29 protein-coding genes are annotated in these 24,880 nt (G+C 54.0%); 19 read left to right on the top strand and 10 right to left on the bottom strand.

Annotated elements, in window-relative coordinates:
- The first annotated feature begins 113 nt into the window (after positions 1-113).
- Positions 114-1,532 carry an MFS transporter gene (locus BLP53_RS03140; protein WP_091469752.1) on the top strand — a complete coding sequence of 473 codons (1,419 nt, stop codon included), beginning with the start codon at positions 114-116 and terminating at the stop codon, positions 1,530-1,532.
- A 91-nt stretch (positions 1,533-1,623) separates the two neighbouring features.
- Here BLP53_RS03140 and BLP53_RS03135 read toward each other — a convergent pair whose 3' ends face one another.
- From BLP53_RS03135 to BLP53_RS03125, 3 genes are read right to left on the bottom strand one after another with little or no spacing between them, the layout of a single operon-like run.
- Positions 1,624-2,406, bottom strand: a complete 783-nt coding sequence (locus BLP53_RS03135; RefSeq protein WP_091469749.1) for a ferredoxin--NADP reductase — start codon at positions 2,404-2,406, stop codon at positions 1,624-1,626.
- 53 nt (positions 2,407-2,459) lie between these two features.
- The gene (locus tag BLP53_RS03130) at positions 2,460-3,389 is read right to left on the bottom strand and encodes an electron transfer flavoprotein subunit alpha/FixB family protein (RefSeq protein WP_091469745.1); all 930 of its coding nucleotides are present in this window, start codon (positions 3,387-3,389) and stop codon (positions 2,460-2,462) included.
- The gene (locus BLP53_RS03125) at positions 3,386-4,138 is read right to left on the bottom strand and encodes an electron transfer flavoprotein subunit beta/FixA family protein (RefSeq protein WP_091469742.1); all 753 of its coding nucleotides are present in this window, start codon (positions 4,136-4,138) and stop codon (positions 3,386-3,388) included. Before BLP53_RS03125 ends, BLP53_RS03130 begins: the two co-directional genes overlap by 4 nt.
- 167 nt (positions 4,139-4,305) lie before the next feature.
- On the opposite strand from BLP53_RS03125, the gene BLP53_RS03120 reads away from it, so the two are divergent.
- A complete protein-coding gene (locus BLP53_RS03120; RefSeq protein ID WP_091469739.1) occupies positions 4,306-5,244 on the top strand; it encodes a LysR family transcriptional regulator in 939 nt (312 codons plus the stop codon).
- Between the two features lie 16 nt (positions 5,245-5,260).
- Positions 5,261-6,907 carry an electron transfer flavoprotein-ubiquinone oxidoreductase gene (locus BLP53_RS03115; protein WP_091469736.1) on the top strand — a complete coding sequence of 549 codons (1,647 nt, stop codon included), beginning with the start codon at positions 5,261-5,263 and terminating at the stop codon, positions 6,905-6,907.
- A 76-nt stretch (positions 6,908-6,983) separates the two neighbouring features.
- Here BLP53_RS03115 and ftsX read toward each other — a convergent pair whose 3' ends face one another.
- The 3 genes from ftsX to ftsY are packed head-to-tail and all read right to left on the bottom strand — an operon-like array spanning position 6,984 to position 9,567.
- The gene (gene ftsX / locus BLP53_RS03110; protein ID WP_091469733.1) at positions 6,984-7,874 is read right to left on the bottom strand and encodes a permease-like cell division protein FtsX; all 891 of its coding nucleotides are present in this window, start codon (positions 7,872-7,874) and stop codon (positions 6,984-6,986) included.
- A gap of 10 nt (positions 7,875-7,884) precedes the next feature.
- Positions 7,885-8,562, bottom strand: coding sequence for a cell division ATP-binding protein FtsE (gene ftsE / locus BLP53_RS03105; RefSeq protein ID WP_091469729.1), 678 nt, complete (start codon positions 8,560-8,562; stop codon positions 7,885-7,887).
- An 18-nt stretch (positions 8,563-8,580) separates the two neighbouring features.
- Complete coding sequence (gene ftsY / locus BLP53_RS03100) at positions 8,581-9,567, bottom strand: signal recognition particle-docking protein FtsY (protein WP_091469725.1); 987 nt, start codon at positions 9,565-9,567, stop codon at positions 8,581-8,583.
- 167 nt (positions 9,568-9,734) lie between these two features.
- Between ftsY and BLP53_RS03095 the strand changes: the two genes are divergently transcribed.
- Positions 9,735-11,129 carry a M16 family metallopeptidase gene (locus BLP53_RS03095; RefSeq protein ID WP_091469722.1) on the top strand — a complete coding sequence of 465 codons (1,395 nt, stop codon included), beginning with the start codon at positions 9,735-9,737 and terminating at the stop codon, positions 11,127-11,129.
- Positions 11,130-11,177: 48 nt separating this feature from the next.
- Positions 11,178-12,488 carry a M16 family metallopeptidase gene (locus tag BLP53_RS03090; protein ID WP_091469718.1) on the top strand — a complete coding sequence of 437 codons (1,311 nt, stop codon included), beginning with the start codon at positions 11,178-11,180 and terminating at the stop codon, positions 12,486-12,488.
- Positions 12,489-12,544: 56 nt separating this feature from the next.
- Here BLP53_RS03090 and BLP53_RS03085 read toward each other — a convergent pair whose 3' ends face one another.
- Positions 12,545-12,754, bottom strand: coding sequence for a PLDc N-terminal domain-containing protein (locus BLP53_RS03085; RefSeq protein ID WP_091469715.1), 210 nt, complete (start codon positions 12,752-12,754; stop codon positions 12,545-12,547).
- Between the two features lie 158 nt (positions 12,755-12,912).
- Here BLP53_RS03085 and rsmD point away from each other — a divergent pair, with 158 nt between their 5' ends.
- The 5 genes from rsmD to BLP53_RS03060 are packed head-to-tail and all read left to right on the top strand — an operon-like array spanning position 12,913 to position 14,932.
- The gene (gene rsmD / locus BLP53_RS03080; RefSeq protein WP_091469710.1) at positions 12,913-13,458 is read left to right on the top strand and encodes a 16S rRNA (guanine(966)-N(2))-methyltransferase RsmD; all 546 of its coding nucleotides are present in this window, start codon (positions 12,913-12,915) and stop codon (positions 13,456-13,458) included.
- 33 nt (positions 13,459-13,491) lie between these two features.
- Positions 13,492-13,977 carry a pantetheine-phosphate adenylyltransferase gene (gene coaD / locus BLP53_RS03075; protein WP_091470443.1) on the top strand — a complete coding sequence of 162 codons (486 nt, stop codon included), beginning with the start codon at positions 13,492-13,494 and terminating at the stop codon, positions 13,975-13,977.
- A 4-nt stretch (positions 13,978-13,981) separates the two neighbouring features.
- A complete protein-coding gene (locus tag BLP53_RS03070; RefSeq protein WP_091469705.1) occupies positions 13,982-14,230 on the top strand; it encodes a YfhL family 4Fe-4S dicluster ferredoxin in 249 nt (82 codons plus the stop codon).
- Between the two features lie 47 nt (positions 14,231-14,277).
- The gene (gloA, locus tag BLP53_RS03065) at positions 14,278-14,685 is read left to right on the top strand and encodes a lactoylglutathione lyase (protein ID WP_091469702.1); all 408 of its coding nucleotides are present in this window, start codon (positions 14,278-14,280) and stop codon (positions 14,683-14,685) included.
- The gene (locus BLP53_RS03060; protein WP_091469698.1) at positions 14,678-14,932 is read left to right on the top strand and encodes a hypothetical protein; all 255 of its coding nucleotides are present in this window, start codon (positions 14,678-14,680) and stop codon (positions 14,930-14,932) included. The genes gloA and BLP53_RS03060 overlap by 8 nt, the downstream gene beginning before the upstream one ends.
- A 10-nt stretch (positions 14,933-14,942) precedes the next feature.
- Here BLP53_RS03060 and BLP53_RS03055 read toward each other — a convergent pair whose 3' ends face one another.
- Together BLP53_RS03055 and BLP53_RS03050 are read right to left on the bottom strand one after the other, a co-directional pair.
- Entirely contained in the window at positions 14,943-15,158 is a 216-nt protein-coding gene (locus tag BLP53_RS03055) for a hypothetical protein (RefSeq protein ID WP_091469696.1), read from the bottom strand.
- A gap of 32 nt (positions 15,159-15,190) precedes the next feature.
- Positions 15,191-15,385 carry a helix-turn-helix domain-containing protein gene (locus BLP53_RS03050; protein ID WP_218119017.1) on the bottom strand — a complete coding sequence of 65 codons (195 nt, stop codon included), beginning with the start codon at positions 15,383-15,385 and terminating at the stop codon, positions 15,191-15,193.
- A 181-nt stretch (positions 15,386-15,566) separates the two neighbouring features.
- Here BLP53_RS03050 and BLP53_RS03045 point away from each other — a divergent pair, with 181 nt between their 5' ends.
- Positions 15,567-15,794, top strand: a complete 228-nt coding sequence (locus BLP53_RS03045) for a hypothetical protein (RefSeq protein WP_091469692.1) — start codon at positions 15,567-15,569, stop codon at positions 15,792-15,794.
- 77 nt (positions 15,795-15,871) lie between these two features.
- Here the strand turns inward: BLP53_RS03045 and BLP53_RS03040 are convergent, their stop codons facing one another.
- A complete protein-coding gene (locus BLP53_RS03040) occupies positions 15,872-16,075 on the bottom strand; it encodes a CsbD family protein (protein ID WP_091469689.1) in 204 nt (67 codons plus the stop codon).
- Between the two features lie 191 nt (positions 16,076-16,266).
- On the opposite strand from BLP53_RS03040, the gene BLP53_RS03035 reads away from it, so the two are divergent.
- The 8 genes from BLP53_RS03035 to BLP53_RS03000 all read left to right on the top strand — a co-directional run bounded on the left by BLP53_RS03035 (position 16,267) and on the right by BLP53_RS03000 (position 24,875).
- Positions 16,267-17,574 (top strand): lipoprotein-releasing ABC transporter permease subunit, encoded by a 1,308-nt coding sequence (locus tag BLP53_RS03035; RefSeq protein ID WP_091469685.1) that lies wholly within the window; start codon positions 16,267-16,269, stop codon positions 17,572-17,574.
- Entirely contained in the window at positions 17,567-18,274 is a 708-nt protein-coding gene (gene lolD, locus BLP53_RS03030) for a lipoprotein-releasing ABC transporter ATP-binding protein LolD (protein WP_091469682.1), read from the top strand. Before BLP53_RS03035 ends, lolD begins: the two co-directional genes overlap by 8 nt.
- An 8-nt stretch (positions 18,275-18,282) precedes the next feature.
- Positions 18,283-20,691 (top strand): DNA internalization-related competence protein ComEC/Rec2, encoded by a 2,409-nt coding sequence (locus tag BLP53_RS03025; protein WP_091469678.1) that lies wholly within the window; start codon positions 18,283-18,285, stop codon positions 20,689-20,691.
- Between the two features lie 84 nt (positions 20,692-20,775).
- Positions 20,776-21,381: a MotA/TolQ/ExbB proton channel family protein gene (locus tag BLP53_RS03020; protein ID WP_091469675.1), complete on the top strand. Its 606-nt coding sequence runs from the start codon at positions 20,776-20,778 to the stop codon at positions 21,379-21,381.
- A 19-nt stretch (positions 21,382-21,400) separates the two neighbouring features.
- On the top strand, positions 21,401-21,829 hold the full coding sequence (locus BLP53_RS03015) for an ExbD/TolR family protein (RefSeq protein ID WP_091469671.1): 429 nt from the start codon (positions 21,401-21,403) through the stop codon (positions 21,827-21,829).
- 90 nt (positions 21,830-21,919) lie between these two features.
- Positions 21,920-23,674, top strand: coding sequence for a lipid A export permease/ATP-binding protein MsbA (gene msbA / locus BLP53_RS03010; RefSeq protein ID WP_091469669.1), 1,755 nt, complete (start codon positions 21,920-21,922; stop codon positions 23,672-23,674).
- Positions 23,674-24,696, top strand: coding sequence for a tetraacyldisaccharide 4'-kinase (gene lpxK / locus BLP53_RS03005; RefSeq protein ID WP_091469665.1), 1,023 nt, complete (start codon positions 23,674-23,676; stop codon positions 24,694-24,696). The genes msbA and lpxK overlap by 1 nt, the downstream gene beginning before the upstream one ends.
- Positions 24,693-24,875 (top strand): Trm112 family protein, encoded by a 183-nt coding sequence (locus tag BLP53_RS03000; RefSeq protein WP_091469661.1) that lies wholly within the window; start codon positions 24,693-24,695, stop codon positions 24,873-24,875. The genes lpxK and BLP53_RS03000 overlap by 4 nt, the downstream gene beginning before the upstream one ends.
- Positions 24,876-24,880: the final 5 nt, after the last annotated feature.

Below are 24,880 nucleotides of genomic sequence, written 5' to 3'. Positions count from 1 at the left end.
CCACTTACTTTGGCAAGCCATTTTCTTTTCTCATATTAGAGTCACTCGGGTGACTCCACACAGAATGCATGTTATGGTTGTTCAGGTTAAATTTGAAAAGCAGGTAGAATTTGATGTGGTTATTTAAGCGAGCCCATTCCTTCGATGTCTTGTCGCAGCATTATGGGGAGCGCTATAAATGGATGATACTGATCATCATCGGCATAGGGACGATTGCCGGCGTGTTATGTACTTCCAGTTTTAATGTGGCGGTGCCTGCATTGACCAGGACATTTCAACTGGGGCAAGACCAGGTGCAGTGGGCAATGACGGCTTTCCTGGCCGCGATGACGATTGCCATGCTGCCTGCGGCCTGGTTGCTTGAGCGGTTTGGTTTGCGCCGGGTCTTCATGGCGGCCTTGTGGCTGCTGATTGCGGCCAGTATTGCCGGATTCTATGCGCAAACGTTTGTGCACGTGGTGTTGACGCGAACGGTGCAAGGGGTGGCCACCGGGGTATTACAGCCTTTGGGCATCATGGCGTTGATGCGGTTATTCCCGCCGCATATCCAGGGGCGTGCCTCGGGTATCCTGATTGTGGGGATTGCTTTTACCCCGGCGATTGCGCCCTCTATCAGTGGCTGGTTACTGGATCAGTTTGGCTGGCGTGCCATCTTTCTGCTGGGTGTGCCATTTGCGATGCTGGCCCTGATTGGTGCCCGCATCTGGCTGCCTGCACCGCGCAAGCATGAAATCAAGCCTTTTGACTGGCCTGGTCTGGGCTGGCTGTCTGCCGCCACCATCAGTTTAATCGAGTTTGTGTCCAGTTTGCACCATAGCGGACTGACTACCGCCTGGACCTGGGGATATGCCACGCTGCTGGTCGTTTCCATGATCTGTTATGTGCGGCATGCCCACAGCCTGCCGCATGCCATTATCCAGTTGCACCTGTTTTTCAAGCCGACGTTCAGCCGCGGCACTTTTGTCGCGTTTGCCTATGGCTTTGGCCTGTTTGCCTCCACTTACCTGATTCCCGTGTTTTTACAAAATGCCATGGCCTACAGCGCAACGGATGCCGGGCTGTTATTGTTACCTTCTGGGATTGCGCTGGTACTGACTATTCCTGTTGCCGGACGCATGGCAGACAGGTTTTCGCCCAGGCGGATTACCCTGGCCGGGCTGGCTGTGCTTGGCGCTTCATTCCTGGTATTTGCACTGGCGGCTGGCCAGATGGCGTATTGGGAAATTGTCGCAGCCACCGTGATAGGCCGGATAGGTCTGGGCCTGATTCTGCCGGCGCTCAATCTTGCAACCTTGCATGAAATGGAGCCGCATCACTTAGGGCAATCTTCTGTGGTGGTGAGTTATGCCAGGCAGTTGGGGGGCGTGGTGGGCGTGACCATGATGGCCGTGTTTATGGAATGGCGGGAACAGGTGTTAGGCGTGATTGTGCCTGGTATTTTTAAAGCCTATGCACAGGGTTTTTTGTTGCTGTCTATGGTATTCGTGCTGGCGATGATCGTGGCCGTGGGCATGAAGGATGCCAGGCGCTAAGCAACGCTGTGGCAAGCAAGGTGCTATGAGGATTGGTGAGGTCATGGCAGTGTCAGCGGCAAACGCATGACACTGCCATGACTAAAGAAAATTACTTCTCGACGAAGGCTTTTTCAATGACGTAGTCGCCAAGCTCACCGATACGTGGTGAGACCTTGAAACCACGTTTGTCCAGCATGGCGGCGGTGTCAACCAGCATGGCCGGGCTGCCGCAGATCATGGCGCGGTCGGTTTCCGGGTTCAGCGGTGGCAAGCCGATGTCTTCGAACAATTTACCGCTTTCCACCAGATCGGTCAGGCGGCCCTGGTTTCTGAATGGCTCGCGCGTCACGGTTGGGTAGTAGATCAACTTGTTTTTGACTTCTTCGCCAAAGAATTCATTATTCGGTAATTCTTTGGTAATAAACTCTTCGTAAGCCAGTTCATTGACATAACGTACGCCGTGGATCAGGACAACTTTCTCAAAGCGGTCGTATACTTCGATATCCTGGATCAGGCTCATGAATGGTGCCAGGCCAGTGCCGGTAGAAAAGAAGTACAGGTTTTTACCCGGCTTCAAATCGTGTGTGACCAATGTACCTGTTGGCTTGCGACTAACTAACAATGGGTCGCCTACTTTCAAATGCTGCAAACGTGAAGTCAGCGGGCCATTCGGCACTTTAATACTGAAAAACTCCAGGTGCTCTTCATAATTTGGGCTGGCAATACTGTAAGCGCGTGTCAGTGGCAGGCCATCTACTTCCATGCCAATCATGACAAACTGGCCGTTTTCAAAACGCAAACCTGGGTCGCGAGTGGCCTTGAAGCTGAATAAGGTGTCGTTCCAGTGATGAACGCTCAAAATCGTTTCGGTGGAATATTTTTTATTACTCATGTCTTAGTCTTTTACTCGCCACTAGGCAAAGGGTTTGAATTTAAAAGGGTTTATTATAGCGCAGCTGTCAGTTGCGGCACGACTTCAAATAAGTCAGCGACCAAGCCGTAATCAGCAATCTTGAAGATTTGTGCTTCAGGATCCTGGTTGATCGCTACGACCACCTTGCTGTCTTTCATGCCGTAAGCATGCTGGATGGCGCCGGAAATACCGACCGCGATATACAGCTCAGGTGCGACGACCACACCGGTCTGGCCGACTTGCAGGTCGTTAGGCGCATAACCTGCATCCACGGCGGCACGGCTGGCACCAATTGCTGCATGCAGTTTGTCCGCCAGTGGCGCGATCACCTGGGCAAACGCATCGGCACTACCCAATGCACGGCCACCGGAAACGACGACTTTGGCGGCGGTCAGTGCCGGGCGCTCGGATTTGTTAAAGGCTTCGGCTACCCAGCGGCTGCCAACTGGTGCAGCTGGCGCAGCAACCGTTGTAATTCCGGCAGCATTCCCTGTGGCTGCGGCGGCAAATTTGCTGCCGCGTACGGTCAGTACCTGGGTTGCATCACTGCTTTGTACGGTAGCCAGCACATTGCCAGCGTAAATGCCGCGCACATAAGTGTTGGTATTCACGATTTCCAGCACGTCAGACAGCATGTTGACATCCAGTAGCGCCGCCACGCGTGGCAGCACATTTTTGCTGAAGGCACTGTGTGCGGCCAGCACCACGTTGTAGTTGGCTGCCAGTGGTACGATGATCTCGGCCAGGTGTTCTGCGGTCGGGTGCTGCAGAGCGGCATCACTAGCGACCAGTACACTGCTGATGCCTTGCAAAGCCGCTGCTTGAGCAGCCAACGCGTCAGGCTGTGCGGCTGCAATCAGGACGTCAACCGGTTGTTGCCACTGTTGCGCGGCAGTGACGGCGCGCGCAACTTGCTCATTCAGGTGCTGGCCGTTATGTTCGGCAATAATGAGTGTTCTCATCCGATGATCCCTTCGTGCGTACGCAATTTGCTCAATAACTCATTCACATCTTTCACCATGATGCCGGCAGGGCGGGCAGGTGGTGTCGCGACTTTAAGTTGCTGCACATTGTGTGTCAGGGAAACATTGAGTGAGTCCAGTGGAACATTCTCCAGTGGTTTTTTACGTGCCATCATCAGGTTAGGCAGTTTGACGTAACGTGGCTCGTTCAGACGCAGGTCAGCGGTAATCACGGCTGGCAGGCTCACTGCCAGGGTTTCTGTACCGCCATCGATTTCGCGGACCACGGTTGCCTGGTTGCCTTCAATGGTGAGTTGGGAAGCATAAGTCGCTTGCGGCAGTTTCAGCAAGGCCGCCAGCATCTGGCCGGTCTGGCCGGCATCATCATCAATCGCCTGCTTGCCCAGTAAAACCAGGTTTGGCTGTTCGCGTTCAACCACGGCTTTCAGCACTTTGGCCACACTCAGGGAGTGCAGGGTTTCCTGTGTCTCAACCAGCATGGCGCGGTCGGCACCCATGGCCAATGCGTGACGCAAAATATCCTGGTTTGCCGCCCCACCAATGGTGACTGCCACGATTTCTGAAACGATGCCTTTTTCTTTCAAGCGGATGGCTTCTTCAATGGCATTTTCATCAAACGGGTTGATACCCATTTTGACGCCGTCAATATCCACGTTTGAACCATCGGCTTTCACGCGGACTTGAATGTTATAATCAACGACCCGTTTGATCGCTACCAATACTTTCATAGAAACAGTGCTTTCATAAACGTTTGCTTTATAGATGTTCTAGCTCGTAACCGAGCATTTTAAGCCAGCTTGTAATATTTATTAAATTGATTATTATAATATTATATATCTATTTTATAGATCGATTTTGATGCGGCGCAAATGCCGGGCAATCCTGCTAACTTCTCATGAAATATACCCTCAGGCAACTGGAGATATTTGTCGCCATTAGTCGCACTGGCAGCGTGTCACGTGCCTGTGACCAGTTGGCATTGTCGCAGTCTGCTGCGAGCACGGCACTGATTGAACTGGAAAAGCAATTCGGCATCCAGTTGTTTAACCGGGTCGGTAAAACCCTGCGTATCAACGAGACCGGGCAGCAGTTACTGCCCAAGGCGGTTGAGTTGCTGGACCGGGCGCGTGAAATAGAGCGCATGCTGCAAGGGCAGCAAGGCTATGGGCACCTGAAAATTGGCGCCACACTGACCGTGGGTAACTACCTGGTCACATTGCTGGCAGCCAAGTTTCTGCAGCAATATCCGCAAAGCCATATTCAGCTGCAGGTGCAAAATACCCGTACCATTGTCGAGCAGATTGCAAATCATACCTTGGATTTGGGTATGATAGAGGGCGAGTGCAACCAGCCGGATATTGCCGTGGCGCCATGGATTGCCGATGAACTGGTGATTTTTGCGGCACCCACGCATCCGCTGGCAAAAGCCGTGCAGGCAGGCAAAACCATACAAAAGACTGATTTGTTATTGCAACCGTGGATTGTGCGCGAAAAAGGTTCAGGCACGCGTGAGACGTTTGACCGTGCATTCAGGCAAGACTATTCCAGGCTAAATATTACGCTGGAACTGGAGCACACCGAAGCGATCAAGCGGGCAGTCGAGTCCGGGCTGGGCATAGGTTGTATTTCCCGGCTGGCACTCAAGGATGCCTTCCGCCGCGGTAGTCTGGTGCCGATTGAAAGCCCTGGTTTGCAGTTTCACCGGAATTTCTATTTTTTGTGGCATAGGCAGAAATATCAAACGGGTGGCATCCGCCAGTTTATGGCGTTTTGTGAGGCGTTCACCCAGGGGGCGACGCGTAGCGACCTGATTGATATTCCGCCTGTTGCCTAATCTCGTTGGAGGAAGCATGGAAAGAGATATCATGGAGTATGACGTGCTGATTGTCGGTGCAGGCCCTGCGGGCCTGTCGGCAGCCATCCGTCTCAAACAGCTGGCACAAGCGCAAGGTCAGGAGCTGAGCGTGTGCGTACTGGAAAAAGGTGCCGAGGTCGGCAGCCATATCTTCTCCGGGGCGGTACTGGATCCCAGGGCGCTGGATGAGTTATTGCCGGAGTGGAAATCCCGGGGTGCGCCACTGAATACGCCGGTGAGTAAAGATACTTTTGTGGTGCTGGGGCAGGAAAAACACTGGACTGTGCCGGAATGGTCTTTACCGCCCTTGATGCGCAATCATGGCAATTACATCGTCAGCCTGGGCGAAGTCTGCCGCTGGTTAGGGACCACAGCGGAAGAACTGGGTGTGGAAATTTATACCGGTTTTGCCGCACAGGCTCCGAGCTACGACGAGCAGGGCCGCATGATAGGCGTGATTACCGGCGATATGGGCCTGGACAAACAGGGGAACCCAACCGCCAATTACACCCCCGGTATTGAAATTCGTGCCAGATATACGCTGGTGGCTGAAGGCACGCGCGGTTCGCTGACCAAGCAACTGGAAGCACGTTACGGCCTGCGTGCGGCTTCCAGCCCGGCCAAGTATGGCCTGGGGTTCAAGGAAATCTGGCGCGTGAAGCCGGAAAACCATCAGAAAGGCCTGATAGAACATACCCTGGGCTGGCCGCTGGATGCCAATACCGGTGGTGGCGGATTCCTCTATCATCATGGCGAAAACCTGGTATCGGTCGGCTATGTGGTGCACCTGGATTACAGCAATCCCTATCTGTCACTGTTCGATATTTTCCAGACCTATAAAACACACCCGAAATTGAAAGCCTTGCTGGAAGGCGGTGAGCGTATCAGTTACGGTGCACGCGCCATTTCCGAAGGTGGTATCCAGTCCCTGCCTGAGCTGGCCTTCCCGGGCGGGGCATTGCTGGGGTGCAGTGCCGGGTTGGTCAATGTGCCTAAAATCAAGGGTAGTCACTATGCAATGAAGTCCGGCATGCTGGCGGCAGAATCCGTGTTTGAAGCCATGCAGCAGGGCGCGCCGGAAATCCTGGCCAGCTATCCGCAAAAGCTGCGCGATTCCTGGATCTGGCAGGACTTAAGCGCCGTACGTAATGTGAAGCCATATTTGTCCCGCTGGGGCACTTGGGTAGGCAGCCTGCTGGGCGGGGTGGAAATGTGGTTGTCGAGCTGGGGCGTGACCTTGCCGTGGACCTTGAAGCATACCATTGCAGACAATGCCACTTTGGCAGAAGCCAGCCAAAGCCGCCAGCTCGTGTATGCCAGGCCGGATGGTGTGCTGACATTTGATAAAGCCAGTTCGGTCAGCTTGTGCAATATTGGTCATGATGACCAGCAGCCTTGCCATTTGAAACTGACCGTGCAGGATATCCCGGAACGCGTGAATTTACCCAAATATGCCGGACCGGAGCAGCGGTATTGCCCGGCAGGCGTGTATGAATTTATTGCACAGGAAGGCAAGGAAGTCTTGCAGATCAATGCGCAAAACTGCATTCACTGCAAAACCTGCGATATCAAGGATCCGACCCAGAATATTATCTGGGTGCCACCGGAAGGCGGTAGTGGGCCGAATTATGTGTCACAGTAATGTGATCTTGCAATTGAAAAGCCACAGTGCGGACTGTGGCTTTTTTGTGTGCGCGCTTCCACGCGATTGACCTTGGTCAGCGTTTCTGCGTCAACGCAATAAACGCCGCAATCCAGCCTATCATGGCGGAAGACAGTAAAATCAGCCCGCCGATATTGACCAGGTGGAAGACCAGCTGAAAATCGCTTTGGTAATTGTTGGCCAGCAACTGTACCGGTTGCTTGAGGCTCCACACAATCGCAAACATCAGCGCAACCGCAACCAGGCCACCGCCCAGGCCATAAGCGCTGCCCATATACAGGAAAGGGCGGCGGATAAAACTGTGTGTGGCACCAATCAGCCGGCTGACTTCAATTTCTGCTTCATGCGTAAGTACCTGCATGCGCACGGTGTTGCTGATCACGGTAATCATGGCGATACCCAGTAATGTGGCAAAAATCAGGGCAATACGTTTACCCAGCAGCAGCATGGAATTCAGGCGTTCAATCCACACGCTGTCAATGACCACTTCATCTACCTCGGCGCGGGATTGCAACTGCGCCTGGACGGGCTTGGCCGTTGCCGGGTGAGTGTCAGCCAAGGTAATGAATAACGCATCCGGCAACGGGTTTTGCGGCAGGTCAGCTAATAAGTCTTTTTGTGAAAACTGCTGCCCCAGTTGCTTGATTGCGTCTTCCTTGGGCACAAAGCGTACTTCTTTTACCTGCGGCAATGGCTGGATGTCGTTGATCAGGCGTTGAATGACATTGCCATTCAATGCCGGTTTGAGGAAAACACTGATTTGCGCATCCTGCTTGATCGAGCGCGATGCATCCTGCAAGTTATCCAGACCGACAAACAGCAAGCCGGGCAAGGTCACGGTAATGCCGATGACCATGCAAATGGTCAATGTGTTGAGCCAGTGTGTCTGCAGGCGCTGCAGTACCAGCTGGATGGCAAGGATATGTTGATTGAGCCAGTTTTTCATGCGGTCATTCTCACAAGATGCCAGCCTGTGCCGGCATCGCACTGATGGTTTGCTGCTCTATATGCAAGGTTCTGTAAGCGATGGTGCTGACCTGCGCGACATCATGCATGGCGATGATCACGGTCACGCCGACATCGTTAAACGCTTTCAGCAGTTGCATGATTTCCAGCGAGGCGGTTTTATCCAGGCCACCGGTGGGTTCGTCAGCAATCACAATCGAAGGACGGCTGACCACCGCACGCGCAATCGCCAGTCGTTGCTGCTCACCACCGGACAAGGTAATCGGCATGGCTTTTTCCTTGTTCAGCAGGCCTACTTTATCCAGCGCGGCACGCACGCGGCGTGCGGCATCCTCACCGGTAATGCCCTGTATGCTGAGTGGTAGGGCGACGTTGTCAAAGCTATTGCGGTCATACAGCAGTTTATGATCCTGGAACACCAGGCCAAAGCGGCGGCGCAGATAAGGAATAGCATTGGGATGCAGCTGGCTGATATCCTGTTCATTGATCAGGATATGGCCGGAGGAGGGCGGCTCTATGCCTGCCATCAGTTTAAGCAAGGTACTTTTACCGGCACCGGATTGCCCGGTGACCAGTACAAAATCGCCTTTTTCTATGCTGAAACTGACCTGGCGAAATAAGTGCGCGCTATTGGGATAGCGCATGCTGACATTATTAAATGAGATCATGGTTTAAGGCGATCCGGCTTAGTCATCAATCAGGGCATCAATAAAGTCGCTGGCTGCAAACGGGCGCAAGTCATCAATGCTTTCACCTACGCCAACAAAACGTACGGGAATGCTGTGGGTGGATTGACCGCTCAAGTGCGCAATGGCCGCAATCACTCCCCCTTTGGCGGTGCCGTCCAGTTTGGTCAGCGCCAGCCCGGTGACACCCAGGGCATCATTAAATGTCTTGAGCTGGCTGACCGCATTCTGGCCGGTGTTGGCATCCAGCACCAGCAGGATTTCGTGCGGTGCGCCTGGCAGGGCTTTGTCAATCACGCGTTGTACCTTTTTGATTTCATCCATCAGGTGTAGCTGCGTGGGCAAGCGGCCCGCCGTATCAGCAATGACCACATCGATTTTCCTGGCGATGGCAGAATTCACTGCATCATAAATCACAGCAGCCGGGTCGCCGCTCTCTGACGCAATCACATGCACATTGTTGCGTTCGCCCCACACTTGCAACTGTTCGCGTGCGGCGGCACGGAAAGTATCACCAGCCGCAATCAGCACGCTGTGACCCTGTGCTTGCAGGTATTTTGCCAGTTTACCAATGGTGGTGGTTTTGCCTGCGCCGTTGACGCCGACCATCATCATGACATAAGGCTGGTGCGTTGTGACATCCAGCGGAGCCTGCAAGGGGGAAAGCAGTTCCAGCAGCGTGTCTTTCAGGGCTTGTTTCAGCGCAATGGTGTCCTGCAAATCCTGCCGTTTGACGCGGGCGCGCAATTGTTCCAGCAGGTGTTGCGTGGCGTTGACGCCGACATCCGAAGTCAGCAGGATGGTTTCCAGTTCCTCGTAGATATCTTCATCAATTTTGCCACCGCCGAAAAGGGCACTTAGTTGACCACCCAGTTGCTGGCGGGTTTTAGAGAGGCCATTTTTGAGGCGCTGGGTCCAGCTTAGGGCGGGCGCTGCTTCAGGGGCAGGCGTGACAGATTCGGTTTTTTTGGCAAATGGATTGAACATGGCAGGTGAAAACTCGGTAATATGCCTATTCTAAGCTGAATCGATGTTTATCGCCACGGCCAGCATGGAAAGCATAGGGCGTGCCCGTCCGGCTCTCCTGGCGAACCAGGCCGTCTGTCCTTCGGTCACACCACTGTTTTGTAAACTGTTCCCATAGTGATTTCAACATGATAAAACGACTTTCTTCCCCCCTGTCCCCAGCCTGGTTATTGGCTGCATTGCTGCATGTCTGTGCGGTGCAGGCAGACACCGAGATTGTACAGGCCACGCTTGGGAATGGCCTGAAAGTCATTGTGCAGGAAGACCATAGAGCACCAGTGGTGGTGTCTCAAATATGGTATCGCGCCGGTTCGCTGGATGAAGTGAATGGTAAAACCGGTGTGGCGCATGTGCTTGAACATATGATGTTCAAGGGTACCAAGGATGTTCCGGCAGGACAGTTCTCGCGCCAGATCGCGGCCGCAGGTGGCAAGGAAAACGCCTTTACAGGCAAGGACTATACCTGTTATTTCCAGCAGCTGGAAAAGTCAAAATTGCCGTTATCGTTCCAGCTGGAAGCCGACCGCATGGCGAACCTGCAAATTACCGATGCCGAATTTGCCAAGGAAATTGAAGTGGTGAAAGAAGAGCGCCGCTGGCGCACGGAAGACAAGCCACAATCACGCGTCAGCGAGCAGTTTGATTCCCTGGTCTACCGCGCCCATCCCTATGGTCGCCCGGTGGTCGGCTTTATGAATGACCTCGACAATATGACGGCCGAAGATGCGCGTGAATGGTACCGTACCTGGTATGTGCCGAACAACGTGACGGTGGTGGTCGTGGGTGATGTGCAGGCAGCAGAGGTATTTAAACTGGCCGAGCAGACGTTTGGCAAGCTCGCTGCCAAACCGTTGCCGGTTCGTAAACCACAAGTGGAACCCGTGCAGATTGGCGAGCGGCGCGCCATCGTGAAGGCACCGGCCAAGCTGCCTTATTTTGTGATGGGATTTCATGTGCCTGCCTTGAAAAATGGCTCTGCTTACAGTGAACAGGATTGGGAGCCTTATGCGCTGGAAGTCTTGTCCAGTGTGTTAAGTGGCAATGATGCTTCGCGCCTGAACCAGAAGTTGGTGCGCGAGCAGGCAATTGCGCTGGATATAGGCGCCGGTTATGACGGTACCAATCGTGGCCAGGCCGCCACATTTGAGATTGCGGCTTCCCCCAGTGAAGGCGTGTCGCTGGAGACTTTGCAGCAAGCCATTTGGGCACAACTGGACGAAATTAAAAACCATGGCGTGACGGCAGCAGAGCTACACCGCGTGAAAGCGGCCGTGATTGCGGCAGATGTGTATAAGCGTGACTCCATGTTTTACCAGTCCATGCAGATCGGGCAATTGGAAACCATGGGTTACCCGCTAAGCTTGCTGGAAAGAAACGCCGCACGCGTGCAGGCAGTCACTTCCGAACAGGTACAGGCAGTGGCGAAGAAATACCTGTTGCCGGACCAGTTGAACCTGGTCACGCTGGATCCGCAGCCGATTGACACGAATGCCAAACCAGCCGGTCAACCGCATCAGCATTAATCTCTCATTCACAGATCATTCCGCATGGCAAATAATGTAGGAAACAACATGAACGCGTTAAATTTTTTGAAAATCACCTTGCTGGCGTTGCTGCTGCAAAGTTATGCAGTAGGTGTGTTGGCCGGTGTGAATATCCAGCACTGGACCACCGCACAGGGCAGTGACGTGTATTTTGTCGAGAATCATGGCTTGCCCATGATGGATATCAGCGTGAACTTCCCGGCTGGCAGTGCCTATGATACTGCGCAAACTTCAGGCCTGGCTGGCGTGACGCATCATATGATGGCATTGGTGGCTGGCGGCCTGGATGAAGAAACGCTGACCAACCGCTTTGCCGATATTGGCGCCGTACTCGGCAGCAGCTTCGATGCAGACCGTGCCAGTTTTAGATTGCGTACCCTGACCAGCGAGCAGCAAGGGGCACTGGATGCTTTCAGCCTGGTGCTGCACCGGCCTGACTTCCCTGAGACCGTATTGAAGCGCGAACAGGCGCGTATTGTCGCTGGCCTGCAGGAAGCGGAAACCGAGCCGGACAGTATTGCCGAGAAAGCCTTTATGCAATCGCTGTATGGCACGCATCCTTACAGCCTGGACGAGGGCGGTGAAATCGATACGGTACCCGCCTTGGCTGCAACGCAATTACGCCAGTTTTATCAAAGTCATTACACGGCTAAATCCGCGGTGATTGCCATGATGGGTGACCTGACCTTGGCACAAGCCAAACAGATTGCTGAACAGCTAAGTGCGGGATTGCCCCAAGGCCCCGCCGTAGCGCTGGTTTCCGCCGTGGCCCCTCTCAAAACCGCCAGCCTGAAAAAAATAGCGCATCCTGCCTTGCAAGCACATATCCTGCTTGGCCAGCCGGGCACCAGGCGTGGCGATCCTGACTTTTTTCCGCTGTATGTGGGTAACTATATTTTAGGCGGGGGCGGTTTTGTGTCTCGCCTGACCGAAGAAGTGCGTGAAAAACGCGGCCTGGCCTATAGTGTCTACAGCTATTTTATGCCGATGGCTGCGTTGGGGCCATTCCAGATTGGTTTGCAGACCAAGAAAGCACAGGCAGGCGAGGCCTTGGAACTGGTAAAGCAAACCGTACAGGCGTTTGTGGACAAAGGCGTGACCGAACAGGAGTTGCAAGCAGCCAAGGATAACCTGATCGGCGGGTTTCCCCTGCGTATCGACAGCAACAGTAAAATCCTGGAATACCTCAGTGTGATTGGTTTCTATCGCTTGCCGCTGGATTATCTTGACAGTTTTAACGCAGAGGTTGCGCAAGTGACGGTGGAGCAGGTCAACGATGCATTCAGGCGGCGCATACATCCGGAACGGTTTGCTACGGTGATCGTGGGTGCAGAATAAGCTGTTGGCAAAACAAAAGCCGGTAAATTACCGGCTTTTTTGTTGATGAGGCCCTGTTACAGGGTAGGGAGTCCCGTGCGCTTTTTGCGTGCCAGCAGGTAGTATAAAAACGCGCCCAGCAGGTTCAGGAAGAAAATCACCAGGAACCAGACCAGCTTGTCTTCGTTCTGGTTGGCCAGGCAATCCACCAGCATCCAGATCCAGAATAATGTCAGCGCCAGTGCAATCACGCCGCCCAGCAAACCAAACCCCAGTAAATATTCCATGCGCTATTCCCTTTGTTCGTTGCCTTAAATGATAGCACGATCTGTTTGCGCGGCACCAAAACGGGCACAGATTGAAGGCAAGGACCCACTCATGTCGTCATGGACCATGAACCCTTTATAATACGGCTTTGCCGTTGTTCATCGATTGAATACTATTCATGAATCAAGTTCGTCTTAATGCTGGAATTTGGCGTAGCCGGATACTGAAATTCCCTGATGCGGAAGGTTTGCGCCCGACCTCGGACCGCGTGCGCCAGACCCTGTTTAACTGGCTGGGCCAGGACCTGACCGGTAAAACCTGCCTGGATTTGTTTGCCGGCACCGGTGCATTGGGGTTTGAGGCACTGTCACGTCATGCGCGACAAGCCACCTTGCTGGAATTTGCCAAGGCGCCTTTTCAGGCCTTATTACAGAACCAGCGCCTGCTTGGTGCGACACAGGCCGATATCCGGCAAGCGGATGCCTTGCAGTTCCTGGCGCAGAACCTGCAGCGGTACGATGTGATTTTCTGCGATCCGCCTTACCATAAACAGTGGCTGGATAAGTTGTTGCCGCTACTGGCAGCACACCTGTCCGCAGAGGGCTGGTTGTATGTGGAGGCCGAATATGCGTTAAAATCCGACGGGCAGTGGCAAGTGGTGAAGTCCGGCAAAGCCGGGCAGGTGTTTTATCATTTGCTGCAGCCGGTGCAGGCATTCGCCTGATCCATGCGCCTGTCAGATGGGGAAAAAGGTGTAATGAATAAAGTCAGAGTAGCAGTCTATCCGGGAACATTTGACCCGATTACCCTGGGGCACGAAGATATCGTGCGCAGGGCCGCCAGCCTGTTTGACCAGGTGATTGTGGCCGTTGCCGGCAGTACCAGCAAACAGACCTTGTTCAGCCTGAAGGAACGTGTCGCGCTGGCACAATCCGTCTTCACCGACAGCAATATCCGCGTGATGGGGTTTGATGGTTTGCTGATGCAGTTTGTACAGGCACAAGGCGCCCAAATGGTGATCCGCGGCTTGCGTGCGGCGAGTGATTTTGAGTATGAGTTCCAGCTGGCGGGCATGAACCGCAAACTGTACCCCCGGCTGGAAACCCTGTTTATGACGCCGGCAGAAGAATTCATGTTTATTTCTTCCAGCCTGGTGCGCGAAGTCGCCCGCCTGGGCGGTGATGTAAACCAGTTTGTTTCACCAGGCGTTGAAACTGCGATCAAGCAGAAACTGATGGTGTGAATACATGGCCTTGTTTATTACTGACGAATGCATTAATTGCGATGTGTGTGAGCCGGCATGCCCCAACGAAGCGATTTCCCAGGGCGAAGAGATTTATGAGATTGACCCGGAATTATGCACCGAGTGTGTGGGTCACTTTGATAAGCCACAGTGCCAGCAGGTCTGTCCCATCAGTTGTATTCCGCTGGACCCTGACAGGCGTGAGACGCATGAACAACTGATGGACAAATATTTACGTATTACCCGTGCGTAAAGATAGCGGTACACATTAATAAAAAACAATTTTTCAAGGAACCCCCCATGCGAATATTACATACCATGTTGCGCGTTGGAAATTTACAGCGCTCTATCGATTTTTATACCGGCGTGCTGGGCATGAAGCTGATCCGCACCCAGGATTACCCGGATGGCGAGTTTACCCTGGCATTTGTCGGCTATGGCAATGAATACCAGAATACCGTGCTGGAACTGACGTATAACTACGGTAAAACCAGTTACGAAATGGGGGGGGCCTACGGGCATATGGCGATTGAAGTCGATGATGCGTATAAAGCCTGTGAACTGGTGAAGGCCAAGGGCGGTAAAGTGGTGCGTGAGGCCGGGCCGATGAAGCATGGCACCATTGTCATTGCGTTTATCGAAGACCCGGATGGCTACAAGATAGAGTTTATCCAGAAAGGCACCATCGAGTATCCGGAGCATGTCTAACCGCGCGCACTTGCTGGAGGCTGTGACATTTGCCCAGGCCGGTGATTGGGATGCTGCGCACCAGATTGCGCAGGATTACAGCGATAGCACGGCCAACTGGATACATGCCGTGTTGCATAAAATTGAAGGCGATACCTGGAACAGCAAGTACTGGTATGCCCGCACCGGCGGGCACCAGTATGAGGATTATGCGGCAGATATCTCGCGTGAACTGAGCGCAATCAGGCAGTTTCTGGAGTCTGTATAGCTTTTGTTTTTCATGGATGAGGGCTGGTGTCAGTCTCTGTCCGTTGATGGCCGCTGGTAAAAATTCCCCACAGGGATTGCAAGAATAAGCCAATAACGGCACCGCTGGAAAACAGCATTACCACCACTATCACGCACATCCACAATAGAAAAGCATCTTGCTGCCATACGCCGTCCAACGATTGCCAGGTATCCAGCAGGTGCTTAAACAATGTGCGTTTTTCCATAATGATATCCCTCCCTCCTTGGCTGTCGGCGATTATGCAGACGTTTTCTGAAGATATTCCGCAATAAACTGCCGGGGGTCAATTTTCAGAATGGTGCCGATGTGTATAAATTCGGTAAAGTCCACCCTGCGCTCTCCACGCTCGTATTTTGAGACATAGCTTTGCGGCTTCTGGATTTGACGTGCCAGTTCAACCTGTGTCAGGCCGGCAGCCAAACGTGCATTCACCAGCATTTCCCTGAAGAGTTGATAATTTTGGCTGTGTATAGAGCTTGGCATAGCCAAAATTAAATAACCCGTTATAGAATATCCCAAAACGGGTTTTTATGTATTGGCTGACCTTGTACGCAAGCCTGCCAGTATTTATAAAAATATCAGGTAAATGGATGACGGATAGTAAGGGGAGGATATGAAACCAATAGCAAAGAAAAAACTGCTGAGTGATCTGTATGCGAATGCCCAGATTCATCAACGCATTGCGTCTTACCTGTTCAATGTGGTTGCCAGGGATAAAACCCTTGCAGCACGGACTGACCGGCTTGCCGAAAAATTCCAGCACAGGGCTATTAAATACTATGAACGGGCCAGGGCGCTTGAGTGCCTGGAGATTGACGTCATCCGGGACGCTGGCTTTTAATTGCATCTTCCTGGGAGAGATGCCATGAAACAGGGCAAGCTGTGCTTGCCCTGTTTCACCGGAGGTCGATCACCCCATTAATGCAGGTGGTCTTTTTCCCAGGCTTTGATCTGCTTTTCGGCCTCATCTTTGCTGATGCCATAACGCTCCTGGATTTTACCGGCAACCTGATCGCGCTTGCCTTCAATGACATCCAGGTCATCATTGGTCAGCTTGCCCCATTGCTCCTGCACTTTGCCTTTCAGTTGTTTCCAGTTACCCTCGAAAATATCTTTATTCATGCCGGTTCTCCTAAGATTTAAGATTCATTCTGTCGGTCATGGGACCTGTAGGCATCTTAAAGGCTACCATTCCGGGATACAGTCGGAGAATCGCGCAATCATGCGTCGGAGTTGACTGACAGTCCTGTGCCACAGCCAGTGACCGGCGAAAGTGCCAGCAAATATTTGCTTAAACCTGTTAAGATACGGGCATGAGTCACGGTTCATTTTCTGCATTCAAACACGCGCTGGCACAACGCCTGCCTTACGAGTTATGGATAGGCTGGCGCTACACGCGGGCCAAGCGTAACAACCATTTCATTTCGTTTATTTCGCTGACCAGCATGATAGGCATCGCTCTGGGCGTGATGGCGCTGATTGTGGTGCTGTCCGTCATGAACGGTTTCCAGGACGAATTGCGTCAACGCATCCTGGGTGTGGCGTCACATATAGAAGTGCGCAGTTTTGACGCTGGCCTGCCTGACTGGCAGCATGTGCAGCAGCAGATTCAATCCATTCCGCCCAAAGCCTTTTCCAGTCCGGTACAAGGCATGGCGCCTTATATCATGGCGCAGGGCATGCTGACACGCGACCAGGCTGTGCAGGGTGTGCTGATTCGCGGGGTATTGCCGGTGCAAGAAAGTGCCGTTTCCGAGCTGGCTTCTCAGATGAAAGTCGGGCAACTGAATGCGCTGCAGGCCGGCAAGTTTAATATTGTATTGGGGGCAGACCTGGCGCAGGCGCTCGGTGTGCGGCTAGGCGAGAAAGTGGTGTTGATGGCACCGCAGGGCCAGGTGACACCGGCAGGTCTGGTGCCGCGCATCAAGCAATTTACCGTGAGCGGGATTTTCCAGGTCGGTATGTATGAGTATGACGCCGGGCTGGCGTTGATCCACATGGACGACGCAGCCAAGCTGTATCGCATGGGTGACCAGGTATCCGGCATACGCTTGAAACTGGCGGACCTGTTTATGGCAGACCGCGTCAGCCGCGAGCTGATGCAGGCACTGGGGCCCAATTACTACATTACCGACTGGACGCAGCAGCATGCCAATTTCTTTAAGGCGATCCAGATGGAGAAACGCGTGATGTTCATTATCCTGGCGCTGATTGTGGCGGTGGCGGCGTTTAATATTGTGTCTACCCTGGTGATGGCAGTGACAGACAAACGGGCCGATATCGCCATTTTGCGAACCATGGGTGCCACGCCACAGGCCATCCGCCGCATGTTTGTGGTGCAAGGGGCGATGATAGGTGTGATCGGTACGGTTTCCGGGGCAGTGCTGGGCGTGTTGCTGGCGCTGAATATCGAAACCGTGGTGCCGTGGATAGAGCGGACTTTCAATGTGCAATTCCTGTCCAAGGATGTGTATTACATCAGCGATTTACCTTCCAAACTGATGTGGTCGGATGTGACTGCGATTGTGTCGTTATCCATTATCCTGAGCCTGGTGGCGACGCTGTACCCCAGTGGCCGCGCTGCTAAAATGAATCCGGCAGAGGCATTGCGTTATGAGTAATATGATTTTGCAGTGCCAGGGGCTGGCCAAGACATATGAAGGCCTCGATACATCGGTACTGACAGGGGTGGATTTGCAACTGGCAGCAGGCGAACATGTGGCCATTGTCGGGACGTCCGGCAGCGGAAAAAGCACTTTGCTGCATTTGCTGGGTGGGCTGGATGCGCCTACGCACGGCAGTGTGCAATGGTTAGGCAAGCCGCTGGCATCATTGTCCGAAGTCGAAAAAAGCGCCATGCGCAACCAGTACCTGGGATTTGTGTACCAGTTCCATCATTTGTTGCCGGAATTCAGTGCACTGGAAAATGTCGCCATGCCCTTGTTTGTCCGCCGTATTCCGCGTGCGCAGGCATTGGCGCAGGCAGAATATTATTTGTCGCAGGTCGGTCTTGCCCATCGCTTGCAACATACGCCAGGAGAGCTGTCAGGCGGGGAGCGCCAGCGGGCTGCACTCGCCCGTGCGCTGGTGACACAACCACGCTGTATACTGGCAGACGAGCCTACCGGAAACCTGGACCGGCAAACCGCGGAGCAGGTATTTGAATTACTGTTGCAGATACAGTCCCAGCAGGGGACAGCGCTGGTGGTGGTCACGCACGATTTGTCACTGGCGGCCCGCATGCACCGGCAATATCATCTGCAGGATGGCCGGTTGCAAACCATAGAATGTCATCCTGAGCAGGCCATTTCTTCGGTATAACCGCATTCATGCTGCCAGGCGCGACAATCGGGTTGTTGTTTGGCGTCTGGCTGTTTCAGCAACAGCCGCAACTCTGGTCTGTCACCGTTTGGCTGGGCTGGCTGGCCGCCTGTGCTGCCAGCGGGCTGATAGCTACGCACGCACGTTTCACCCACGCTGTTTTACATCCTTACGCTGAAATCCTGCGTAAACTCTGCATACTCCTGTTAATTGCCTGCCTCGGTTTTGCCTGGGCGCAGGGGCGGGCCTGGTTTCGCTTGCACACCCAGTTGCCAATCGCGTGCGAGCAGCAGGTGATTGCGGTGCAAGGCGTGATCGTCAGTGTTCCCGAGCGTGATGCACATGGACAGCATGTCGATGTGGTGATTGAGCGTAGCTTCAGGGCTGATTGCCCGTTACCTGGGCGGGTGCGCCTGCATCTTTATTATCAGTCACACCGTGGGGATATCAGCCAGTCAACGGACGTCTTGCCGTCATTGCAAGCCGGCGAGCGCTGGCAATGGCATGTCAGGCTCAAGCGGCCACATGCCACCAGGAATCCCCATGGCTTTGATTATGCGGCATGGAGCCTCGCCAACCAGATAGGTGCCAGCGGAACCATTGTCACGCGCGCACCCATGCGACGGTTACAGGCGCTGGTCTGGCAGCCGTCGGCGCTGATTGCGCGCTGGCGTACGGTGGTAGGAGAGCGGATTGAGCGGGTATTGGGTGCTACCCCGCAGAGTGCCGTTGTACGGGCGCTGGTGATCGGGGATGACAGTCAGATATCCAGGGCAGACTGGCAGTTATTTGTGGATACCGGCATTAACCACCTGGTATCGATTTCCGGCTTGCACATTACCATGCTGGCCTCGCTCGGATATATGCTGACCGGCTGGATATGGCGTTTGCGGCCAGCATGGTCGCTGCGGTTACCGTCGCGGCTGGCTGCCAGTGCTGGCGGGGCCTTGGTGGCCATTCTCTATTCTGCCCTCGCCGGGTTCTCCATTCCGACACAACGCACGCTGTTCATGCTGCTGACCATGGTTATCATGCTCAGCTGGAAGCGGCAACTGCCATTCCCGTGGATATTGAGTGCTGCCATCTGGGTGGTGCTAGTCCTGGATCCCTGGGCCGTGATGGCGCCCGGTTTCTGGTTGTCATTTGGCGCCGTTGCAGTGTTGGCTTTTGCCATGAGCGGGCGTTTGCGACCTGCGCGCTGGTGGCAGAGTGCCTTGCAGACCCAATGGGTGGTTACACTGGCGTTTGTGCCGGTGCTGATGCTGATGTTTAACCAGCTTTCGCTGATTTCGCCGCTGGCGAACGGGCTCGCTATTCCGCTGGTCAGCGTGGGCGTCGTACCGCTTGCCATCGCTGGTGCAGTATTGCCGCTGGACTTCCTGCTGCAATTCGCGGCGATCCTGTGGGAATGCTGCGCGCACGGCCTGCACTGGTTACGCCAGTTACCGGGGGCGGTCTGGTATGTGCCTACACCGCCCCTGTGGGCCTGGGGCATGGCCATGCTGGGAACCCTGGCCTGGTTAATGCCGCGTGGATGGCCCCTGCGCTGGGCTGGCTTGTTATTGTGGTTGCCGCTGGGGTTACCTACGCAACCATTGCTGCAACCTGGCCAAATGCAAGTCACTGTGCTGGATGTCGGACAGGGTCTCAGTGTGCTGGTACGAACTGCCCGCCATACGCTGCTTTACGACGCTGGCCCGGCATACAATGAAGAAAGCGATGCCGGGCAGCGTATCGTCCTGCCTTATTTGCGGCATCTGGGTGTGCGACACCTGGATATTGCGGTGATTTCACATGATGATAATGATCATGTCGGCGGCATGGCCTCTGTGCTGGCCGGGGTACCTGCTGGCAGCCTCCTGAGCTCACTGACGCCGGACGCCAGTTTTTTCCGGCAAATGCAATCTGCTCCTCGTGCGGCTCCTTTGCCACATTATGCCTGTCATGCCGGCCAGCAATGGCAGTGGGATGGGGTGGTGTTTCTCGTATTGTCCCCGGCCAGGGAGGTGAACGCAGCAGTGAAAGACAACAACAAAAGCTGTGTGTTACAGGTGAGTTCTGCGCATGGTAGCCTGTTGCTGACCGGAGATATTGAAAAAGAGGCTGAGCGCTGGTTGCTACAGTCAGCGGGTAGCGCATTGGCTTCCAGTGTCATGACCATGCCACACCATGGCAGCAAGACCTCTTCAACAGCTGGCTTTGTTGCCGCGGTTCAGCCACAAGTCGCGATTGCAACAACGGGCTACCTTAACCGCTTCGGCCACCCCAAGGCGGAAGTCGTCGCACGCTACCATGTACGGGACAGTCAGGTATTACGTTCGGACAGGCATGGTGCCGTTCTGATCGACTTCCTCTCGGGATCTGTACCCACTGTGCGCAGCTGGCGGCAAATCGAGCCCCATTACTGGGAATTGTAACGTGGTGGATACCGGACAAAACTTGCCCTGACGGCTGGTTAACGCTAAAGTAGCGGAAGTTTAAAAACAACAGGAGTGTTTGCTGTGTGGGAAATCATTTTAGCGGCCGGATGGCCAATCTGGCCCCTGATTATTGCTTCAGTGATTGCACTGGCAATTATCGTGGAACGCGCCTGGGCGCTGCGTTCTTCAGTCGTTACCCCTGAACAGCTGCTGCCTGAGGTGCAGAACTGGCTCAAGCAGGGCGGTGTCACCCGTGAAACCCTGAGCCGCCTGGAGGCGCACTCCCTGCTAGGTAAAGTATTTGCCAGTGCGTTAGCCAATGCCAGCCATTCCCGTGAAGTGACCAAGGAAGCCATTGAAGAAACCGGCCGCGCGGTGGCGCACAAACTGGAGCAATACCTGCCGACACTGGGCACGATTGCAACAGTTGCCCCTTTGCTTGGTTTGCTGGGCACTGTAATCGGGATGGTGGAACTGTTCGGTTCGTTTACCAATAGCGGTCACGATGTCGCCCAGTTTGCGCGTGGTATTTCTGTCGCCTTGTACAACACGGCGGCCGGTATTGTGGTGGCCGTGCCCTCCATGATTGCCTATCGCTATTTCCGTAGCAAAGTGGATGGTTTCCTGGTGGATATGGAGCAGCAGGCGGTCAAGCTGGTGGAGATTATCCACGGCGACCGCGGTTAATCGTTAAGAAGGCCAATGTATGAATTTCAAGCGCGGTATCCGGGACGAAGAGCTGGAAATCAACTTTATTCCACTGATTGATGTATTGCTGGTGATTATTATCTTCCTGATTGTCAGCGCCACATTCTCACGGACCAGTGAACTGCAAATCAACCTGCCGACGGCGGAAGCCAATGCCCCGCAGGAGAAACCATTGACGATTACCGTCGAAGTGGATGCGAATGGCAAATACCTGGTGAATGGCAAAGAGGCAAATGGGGCAGTGGTGTCTGAATTATCAGCAGCCTTGACCCAGGCCGGTGCAGCAGGGCCATCGGGTAAGGAACCGACCATTATTATCAATGCCGATGCCAAGGCCACGCACCAGTCCGTGATTAATATCATGGAAGCGTCGCGCATGGCGAACTACACCCATATTACTTTTGCGACACAGGTGAACGCCCGCTGATGGGGCGCTGGCAACACCATCATCTTGTGATCCGCTTCCAGGCCCGTCACTATTGGCGGGCTGTTTGTTTTTAGTCTGTCCGAGGGCCGCATGGCGCGAAAATCATCTTCTGAATCAGTGACTATTACCCAGCCGACGCTGTTATACAAACGCCTGTTTGCATATGCCTGGCAATATAAATTGCATTTTGTCTGGTCCATGATCGCCACGGCGGTGCTGGCTTCCAGTAACACCGTGTTCCTGGCGATGATCAAGAAAGTGACCGATGAGGGCTTTACCAGGACATCTGCGGAGCAGGCCTATATATTGCCTTTAATGCTGTTCGGCTTAATGTTGATCAGGGCGATCGCGAGCTTTTTCTCGGTATACAGTTTGCGCATCGTGGCGCGTAGTGTAGTGGAAGTATTGCGCAAACAAGTCTTTGCCAAACTACTGATGCTGCCAGTGAGTTTTTTTGATAAAAATTCCAACGGCTTGCTGGTCTCGAAAATGACGTACGATATTGAGCGCTTATCGACTGTTGTGACCCGTTCCGCACTGAATGTCCTGTGTGACGTTTTGACGGTCATCGGCCTGGTAGGCTATATGCTCTATTTGGACTGGCGCTTGACCCTGATTTTTGCCGTGGTGGCCCCTGGTATGGGAATGTATCTGGCGCGCACCACACCAAAATTGCGTGCAAATGCGAAAAAAGTACAGCAAGCGGTGGGCGAGATTACCAAAACCGCCGAGGAGGCCATTGCGGCCCAGCGCATAGTCAAGATTTTTGGCGCGCAAACTTTCGAAAACGACCGGTTTGGCGAGGTAGTTAGCCGCAACCGGCGGCTGGAATTGCGTACTGCCAGAATCTCGGGACTGAACAGCCTGATGATTGAGGTGTTATCCGCCGTCTCCTTGGGGCTGGTGGTGTACTACGCATTGTCGCAGTTCACTATTGGTGAGTTCGCCGCGTTTGTGGGTGCCTTGATGATGCTGATTGCACCGATCAAGCATATTGCCGCAGCCAATGAGGATTTGCAGATAGGCCTGGCTGCCGCCCAGAGCGTGTTTGGCGTGCTGGATATTGAGAATGAGGTGGATCGTGGCCATTACCAGGTTGCACGTGCGCGCGGGGCGTTGCGTTTTGAGCAGGTGTCGGTGCGCTATCCGGAAGCCAGGAAAAATGCTTTGTCTGCCTTGAGTTTTGATATTCAGCCGGGTGAGAAGGTCGCCCTGGTCGGGCGTTCCGGTAGCGGTAAAACCACGCTAGTCAATTTGCTGCCACGCTTTTACGAATCCCAGCAGGGCAAAGTGTTGCTGGATGGCGTGGATGTCAACAATTACCAGCTGGAAAACTTGCGTGCCCAGTTTTCGCTGGTGAGCCAGGACATCGTGTTGTTTAACGACAGCGTGTTTAACAATATTGCTTATGGCGCCTTGCGCGATGCCACTGAGCAGGAAGTGATTGAAGCTGCCAAAGCTGCCAATGCCTGGGAGTTTATCCAGCAGATGCCATCAGGCCTGCAGAGTGAGATCGGTGACCGGGGCGTGCGTTTATCAGGCGGTCAGCGCCAGCGTATTGCGATTGCCCGTGCCATCCTGAAAAACGCCCCTATCCTGTTACTGGATGAAGCGACTTCGGCACTCGATAGTGAGTCCGAGTTGCATGTACAGAAAGCGCTGGACCGTTTGATGCAGAACCGGACGACCATCGTGATTGCCCACAGGCTCAGCACCATTGAAAACTCGGACCGGATTTTTGTCATGGATCACGGCAAAATCATGGAGACAGGTTCGCATCAGGAACTGCTGGCGCTCAATGGCTATTACAACAAGCTCTACCACAAACAGTTTCAAGACGACTGATGTGGCAGCAATGGTTTGAACAGCAATGGCAATCCACCGGCTGGGCCCAGATCCTGCTGGTGCCGGTTTCCTGGCTGTTTGCACTATTGGCAGGCCTGCGGCGATGGTGTTATCGCCGGGGCATATTAGCCAGTACGGCGCTGCCGGTGCCGGTCATCGTTATCGGCAATATTTCGATTGGTGGCGTAGGCAAAACGCCGCTGGTGATTTATCTGGCCAGGCAACTGCGTGCGGCTGGCTATCATCCGGGCATCCTGAGCCGCGGCTATGGTGGCCAGAAAACCGGGGAGGTATTGCCTGGGAGTGATCCAGGGGAATATGGCGATGAGCCGGTGCTGATTGCCGGGCGCAGTGCTTGTCCGGTATATGTCCATCCGTTGCGGGTGGAGGGTGGCCGGGCGCTATTGCAGGCTTACCCGCAAACGGATGTGCTGATTTGTGATGATGGCTTGCAGCACTATGCCTTGCAGCGTGATGTTGAAATTGCCGTAGTACAGCGGCCACAAGGCTTGGGCAATGGCCGTTTGCTGCCTGCAGGGCCGCTGCGTGAAACGATCCGGCGCTTGCGGCAGGTCGATCTGGTGGTGGAAACCGGGCAGCTGCCCCTTACCAAAGTGTCCCGGCCGACATTCCAGCAATCTTTGCAAGCAGGTCACTGGACCGCCGTGCCGGATTTTTCCACCCAGACGACGCTGGATGCTCTGTGCCAGCGCCCATTGCTGGCTATTGCCGGCATTGGCCACCCGCAACGATTTTTCCAGTTGGTACAGTCCATGGGCTTACCCTGTGAAACGCAAATCTTTGTCGACCATCATGCCTACACTGCAGCAGACTTTGACGAAGTGATAGGCAAAAAAACCATTCTGATGACGGAGAAAGATGCCGTAAAATGTCGGCATCTCGGTTTGACGGATGCCTGGTTCTTGCCAGTAGAGGCTGTGCTGGCGCCGGTCGGGCATGCGCAATCATTGACAGACTGTGTGATCCGCCTGTTGCAACAACGTGAAGGAACATCGAAATGAACGCCAAATTACTGGAAATTCTGGTTTGCCCGGTGACCAAAGGGCCACTGGTGTATGACAAGCAAAAGCAGGAGCTAATCTCCAGGAGCGCCCGCCTGGCCTATCCGGTACGGGACGGTATTCCGGTCATGCTGGAAGAGGAAGCGCGCCGGCTGGAAGAGCACGAATACACAGAGTAATCCAT

The organism is Methylophilus rhizosphaerae (genome assembly GCF_900100975.1).
In the GTDB taxonomy this organism is placed as follows: Bacteria; Pseudomonadota; Gammaproteobacteria; order Burkholderiales; family Methylophilaceae; genus Methylophilus; species Methylophilus rhizosphaerae.
The sequence above is the reverse complement of the archived record's forward strand: the minus strand, read 5'-3'. Positions and strand labels throughout refer to the sequence as shown.

Coding starts and splice junctions, on each gene's coding strand:
- BLP53_RS03140 (WP_091469752.1), top strand. CDS start 114: ATGTGGTTATTTAAGCGAGCCCATTCCTTCGATGTCTTGTCGCAGCAT.
- BLP53_RS03135 (WP_091469749.1), bottom strand. CDS start 2,406: ATGAGTAATAAAAAATATTCCACCGAAACGATTTTGAGCGTTCATCAC.
- BLP53_RS03130 (WP_091469745.1), bottom strand. CDS start 3,389: ATGAGAACACTCATTATTGCCGAACATAACGGCCAGCACCTGAATGAG.
- BLP53_RS03125 (WP_091469742.1), bottom strand. CDS start 4,138: ATGAAAGTATTGGTAGCGATCAAACGGGTCGTTGATTATAACATTCAA.
- BLP53_RS03120 (WP_091469739.1), top strand. CDS start 4,306: ATGAAATATACCCTCAGGCAACTGGAGATATTTGTCGCCATTAGTCGC.
- BLP53_RS03115 (WP_091469736.1), top strand. CDS start 5,261: ATGGAAAGAGATATCATGGAGTATGACGTGCTGATTGTCGGTGCAGGC.
- ftsX (WP_091469733.1), bottom strand. CDS start 7,874: ATGAAAAACTGGCTCAATCAACATATCCTTGCCATCCAGCTGGTACTG.
- ftsE (WP_091469729.1), bottom strand. CDS start 8,562: ATGATCTCATTTAATAATGTCAGCATGCGCTATCCCAATAGCGCGCAC.
- ftsY (WP_091469725.1), bottom strand. CDS start 9,567: ATGTTCAATCCATTTGCCAAAAAAACCGAATCTGTCACGCCTGCCCCT.
- BLP53_RS03095 (WP_091469722.1), top strand. CDS start 9,735: ATGATAAAACGACTTTCTTCCCCCCTGTCCCCAGCCTGGTTATTGGCT.
- BLP53_RS03090 (WP_091469718.1), top strand. CDS start 11,178: ATGAACGCGTTAAATTTTTTGAAAATCACCTTGCTGGCGTTGCTGCTG.
- BLP53_RS03085 (WP_091469715.1), bottom strand. CDS start 12,754: ATGGAATATTTACTGGGGTTTGGTTTGCTGGGCGGCGTGATTGCACTG.
- rsmD (WP_091469710.1), top strand. CDS start 12,913: ATGAATCAAGTTCGTCTTAATGCTGGAATTTGGCGTAGCCGGATACTG.
- coaD (WP_091470443.1), top strand. CDS start 13,492: ATGAATAAAGTCAGAGTAGCAGTCTATCCGGGAACATTTGACCCGATT.
- BLP53_RS03070 (WP_091469705.1), top strand. CDS start 13,982: ATGGCCTTGTTTATTACTGACGAATGCATTAATTGCGATGTGTGTGAG.
- gloA (WP_091469702.1), top strand. CDS start 14,278: ATGCGAATATTACATACCATGTTGCGCGTTGGAAATTTACAGCGCTCT.
- BLP53_RS03060 (WP_091469698.1), top strand. CDS start 14,678: ATGTCTAACCGCGCGCACTTGCTGGAGGCTGTGACATTTGCCCAGGCC.
- BLP53_RS03055 (WP_091469696.1), bottom strand. CDS start 15,158: ATGGAAAAACGCACATTGTTTAAGCACCTGCTGGATACCTGGCAATCG.
- BLP53_RS03045 (WP_091469692.1), top strand. CDS start 15,567: ATGAAACCAATAGCAAAGAAAAAACTGCTGAGTGATCTGTATGCGAAT.
- BLP53_RS03040 (WP_091469689.1), bottom strand. CDS start 16,075: ATGAATAAAGATATTTTCGAGGGTAACTGGAAACAACTGAAAGGCAAA.
- BLP53_RS03035 (WP_091469685.1), top strand. CDS start 16,267: ATGAGTCACGGTTCATTTTCTGCATTCAAACACGCGCTGGCACAACGC.
- lolD (WP_091469682.1), top strand. CDS start 17,567: ATGAGTAATATGATTTTGCAGTGCCAGGGGCTGGCCAAGACATATGAA.
- BLP53_RS03025 (WP_091469678.1), top strand. CDS start 18,283: ATGCTGCCAGGCGCGACAATCGGGTTGTTGTTTGGCGTCTGGCTGTTT.
- BLP53_RS03015 (WP_091469671.1), top strand. CDS start 21,401: ATGAATTTCAAGCGCGGTATCCGGGACGAAGAGCTGGAAATCAACTTT.
- msbA (WP_091469669.1), top strand. CDS start 21,920: ATGGCGCGAAAATCATCTTCTGAATCAGTGACTATTACCCAGCCGACG.
- lpxK (WP_091469665.1), top strand. CDS start 23,674: ATGTGGCAGCAATGGTTTGAACAGCAATGGCAATCCACCGGCTGGGCC.
- BLP53_RS03000 (WP_091469661.1), top strand. CDS start 24,693: ATGAACGCCAAATTACTGGAAATTCTGGTTTGCCCGGTGACCAAAGGG.